This is a genomic window from Oligella ureolytica DSM 18253 (assembly GCF_000373745.1).
Classification (GTDB): Bacteria; Pseudomonadota; Gammaproteobacteria; order Burkholderiales; family Burkholderiaceae_B; genus Oligella; species Oligella ureolytica.
The window spans coordinates 1-4,387 of the sequence record NZ_KB892348.1 but is presented as its reverse complement, the minus strand read 5'-3'; the positions used below and the strand labels follow the sequence as shown (position 1 = coordinate 4,387).

Sequence of the window (4,387 nt, the reverse complement as noted above, 5' to 3'; positions counted from 1 at the left end):
GGGTAGTCGTCTTTAGCTTCAATTAGCATACGGACGGCTCGCTCTTTCATTTCAGGGGTATAGTTTCGTGTTTTCATTGTCGTATTCTCTCAGAAAAATGAGTCTCCGACAATCCCGGGGCGGTTCATAGATGTAGTTCGCTTAGGGCTAGTAGATGAAGATGAAGAACTGGCTGAACCGACTGATAGATCTTTTTGGGAAATACAAAAAAGCACAAAAGAAATAATGAATCTTGTTGATAAATTAGCTGAGTTAGCACAAAGCATAGATCCTGCACTACAACTCAGTTACAACAAACATTACATTGGTTTTTGGTTGAATGGTAGAGCATATAATTTTGTACTAATGCGTCCGCGCCGGAGTGTAATGATACTTGAACTAAAAATCCCAGAAGAGGAAATTAAGAACATCATTAAAGAGGTTTTAGGTGAAGACTCAGAAGTTGACATCATGGAATATGATGCAAGATGGCGTCGTAGCCGTATTCGTTTAACTGCAGATGATCTAAATAAAAATCAAGAATTACTGATACAGCTATTTAGAAAGGCATTCGAATTTAGAAAAAATTCATAAAGCGGTGTTTAATAGTTGTGAATATTAAGAGAGTTAATGTGTATGAAAGATAATGCCTTGACCTTATTACGAGAAATGACTGCTAATCATGCTGCTGAGTTTCACGAAGGGCAGTTTGAAGCAATTCTGCAATTGGTCGAAGAGCAATCAAAGCTATTGGTTGTTCAAAAAACTGGCTGGGGGAAAAGTGCGGTCTATTTTATTGCAACCAAATTATTGCGTCTGCAAGGTAAAGGTCCTACGATTATTATTTCACCGCTTATTGCTTTAATGCGTAACCAGGTAGAGCGTGCGGGTGAGCTAGGTTTAAGTGTAGTCTCCATTAACTCTGCACAATCAGAACAAGAAAATGATGAAGCCAAACAACTAATTTTGAGTCGGGAAATTGATGCCCTTATTATTTCACCAGAGAAACTAGCAAATGATGAGCTAGTAGAAAATGTACTGAACCATATTCTTTCTAATATTGGTTTATTTGTAGTCGATGAGGCGCATTGTATTTCTGATTGGGGGCATGATTTTCGACCGGATTATCGCCGGATTGTTCGCTTATTAAATCGTATGCCTGCTAATATTCCTATTTTGGCGACAACAGCTACTGCCACTACTCGGGTAATTACTGATATCAATCGGCAATTAGGTGATGATTTGCAGGTTATCCGAGGTGATCTGAAACGACAGTCTCTTTATTTACAAAATATGCCGTCAGCTGGACGAGCTGCACGAATGGCATGGCTTGCTGAGTATATTCCTCAGCTTGAGGGAACCGGTATTGTTTATGTAAAAACCATTAGGGATGGTGAGCTTTTAGCGGAGTGGCTCAGATATAAAGGCATACATGCCAGTTTTTATAATGGCAATTCCTATAATGAGCTTCGCATTAGACTTGAAGATGCTTTGTTGTCTAATAAATTAAAAGTATTAGTAGCAACTTCTGCCTTAGGTATGGGATTTGATAAACCGGATTTAGGTTTTGTCATTCACTTCCAATTACCAGGCAGTATTGTGGAGTATTATCAACAAGTGGGTCGTGCCGGACGTGCTATTGAACATGCCTATGGTATTTTGATGGATGGTCCTGAGTCTGAGAAGATACAGGATTATTTTATTAATAACGCCTTTCCTAGTGAAGAAGAAATAGAGCAAGTCTTAACTGCATTGGAACAGTCTGATGGCGTAAAAGACTATGAGATAGAAAGACTAATCAACTTGAGTGTGAGCAGAATTCGAGCTGTTCTAAAGTTTTTGACAGTAGAGAATCCTTCTCCAATTTATAAAGACAGTAGAACTAAGAAATATTTCAGGAATGAACAAAACTATAGTTTACCTACAGAGCATATTGAACATATTACAGCCATTAGAAAAAGGGAATGGAATCAATTAAGGGCTTATCATAACGCCACTAATTGTTTGATGAAAGAGCTTACTTTTGCTTTAGACGATCCTTTGACTGAGGATTGTGGAACCTGCATGAATTGTACCCCTAATCGTCAGTTATTGACTGAAGTCAGTGAGGATGTGGTTAAAGAAGCACTGGAGTTTTCAAAGTATCGTTACATTAAAATCAGCCCAAGAAAAAAATTTGCCATATCTGGGGCTATGGCTAAAAATGCATTCCCTCATTATGGATTTCCTATTAAAGATTTAGCTTTGCAGGCTGCTGAAGGTTTGGCATTATCTAGTTGGCGAGATGGTGCTTGGGGAGATTTGGTTGCTCATGACAAAGGGGTAGGACATTTTAGTGATGATTTGTTAGAGCCTATGGTTACTATGGTTAAATCAATGGAGTTTGATGAAAAACCGCAATGGCTAACCTATATACCCTCACTGCGTAATCCTGAACTGGTTAAAAGTTTTGCCTATCGTTTGGCTGAAAAATTAGGAATTCCCTGCAGAGAGGCATTAGTCATGGTGGAGCAGCGGCCTCCCCAGAAAACGATGCAAAATAGTTTTAGACAGAGCAGTAACCTTGATGGAGTTTTTACCATAGATGGTAAGCAAGGATTCAGAAGTCCAGTGTTACTTTTAGATGATGCCGTCGATTCTGGTTGGACCTTCACAGTAGCAGCTGCCTTGTTACGAAGAGCAGGTGCTGTTGCTGTTTATCCCATTGCATTAACTAGTACATCCAAACAGAATCAAGGTGAATAAATATGCAATATGATGAAATTATGCAAGCAACCTTGCTACTTTGTTCTTATTTCAATAAGACCGAAGTTAAAATTTTTAAACCGTTAACTGGTGCGGAGTACTTACGATTTGCAAAGTGGTTGCACGAAAATAATTACACACCAGCCGATCTGCTTCGTAAAGACAACGTAATTTTAGATAAGTGGACTGACCCCAAGGGAAAAATCACTACTGAACGCCTTCAGCAATTGTTAGGGCGCGGAGGTAGTATGGGGTTTGCTATTGAGAAATGGGATCAACAAGGTATTTGGGTTATTTCAAGAGCCAGTGAGTTTTACCCCCGTTCTATAAAAAAACAATTGAGTGATCAGCATCCACCGATTTTATATGGTCTGGGCAACAAACAGCTTTTGAATCAAGTTGGGATTGGTTTCGTTGGTTCTCGTTCTATCAGTGAGGATGATAGATTATTCACAGTTAAAAAAGTACAACAAGCTGTCGATGAGGGTTATACAGTAATTTCAGGTGGTGCAAAGGGAATTGATCAAACATCAATGCGAGCAGCGCTCGAGTATGGTGGCCAAAGTGTAGGCATACTATCTGATGGCGTTCTTGTAAATTCAAATCGTCGCGAGCTTTCACGTTATCTGCGAGATCAAAGCTTGGCATTGGTCAGCCCCTTTTATCCAGAAGCTGGCTTTAGTGTCCGCAGTGCGATGGCGCGAAATAAGTATATTTATACAATGTCGCAAGCAGTGGTCGTCGTTAAAAGTGATAAAAATAAGGGAGGGACTTGGGGAGGTGCCATAGAAAATTTAAAAAAAGCTTGGGTGCCCTTGTTAGTTAGGAATTGTACGCAAGAAGGGAATCAAGCATTGATTCAAGAGGGCGGTATTCCGTTAGGTGAGAGCAAAGTTCCTTATTCAGAGTTTTTGGAAAAAGGGGGCCAGAGTCGAGAAAATTCAGTATCTTACACCACAGGTGCCACAAATTTACAACCGGATTTATTTGCCGAAGGCTTAAATCAAATGATAAACGATAGTGATTACACTAAGGAGGCTGAGTCGATTGATGAATCACTCGATGTTGCTACACCGCAATATGGTGAAATATTTAAATTATTTAAAGACACTTTAAAGCAATTATCAGAAGAACAAGAAACGTTTTTTGCTTTGGGTAGCATTAAATATATTTATCCAGAGTTGCAAGAAACACAAATAAAAAAATGGCTTAAAGAGTTAGAAGCTGAGGGTTATGTTCGAAGAGATGGGCGTAAATTACGCTATGCATGGCTAAGTGATGAGAAAAGTAATAACAATCAAGAGGACATAGAGAGTAATTTACTATGAATTTAGCACAATTAAAAAAAGGTTTAGAACAAGCTTTTTTTAATGAAAATCATCGTATCGTTGTAATGACCCAGTAAAAACCTGCTCAGGTCTTAATTTGATATTATGGAGAAAATTTGACCATGAGTACAGAGATGAAGTCAGAGAATCGTCGTTGGACAGCCAAGCGTAAAAGTGCGTTAGTGTTAGATGTTTTTAAAGGTAAAACCACCGTTTCGGAAGCAAGTCGGGCCTATGATTTATCCCCTTCCGAGATTGAAGGATGGATTGAGGAGGCCATTGGGGGCATGGAGAATGCCCTACGAGCAAAACCTCACGATATTCGAGAGCAATAT

4 protein-coding genes are annotated in these 4,387 nt (G+C 39.2%); all 4 read left to right on the top strand.

Annotated elements, in window-relative coordinates; all coding sequences use genetic code 11:
* Window positions 1-225 precede the first annotated feature (225 nt).
* On the top strand, window positions 226-573 hold the full coding sequence (locus tag B092_RS14470; protein ID WP_018575529.1) for a DUF5655 domain-containing protein: 348 nt from the start codon (window positions 226-228) through the stop codon (window positions 571-573).
* A 42-nt stretch (window positions 574-615) separates the two neighbouring features.
* A complete protein-coding gene (locus tag B092_RS0112280) occupies window positions 616-2,724 on the top strand; it encodes a RecQ family ATP-dependent DNA helicase (RefSeq protein ID WP_018575528.1) in 2,109 nt (702 codons plus the stop codon).
* 2 nt (window positions 2,725-2,726) lie between these two features.
* Entirely contained in the window at window positions 2,727-4,052 is a 1,326-nt protein-coding gene (locus B092_RS0112275) for a DNA-processing protein DprA (RefSeq protein WP_018575527.1), read from the top strand.
* Between the two features lie 116 nt (window positions 4,053-4,168).
* Window positions 4,169-4,387, top strand: a 219-nt coding sequence (locus tag B092_RS0112265; protein ID WP_280513166.1) for a DUF1153 domain-containing protein, incomplete at its 3' end; no start/stop codon positions are given.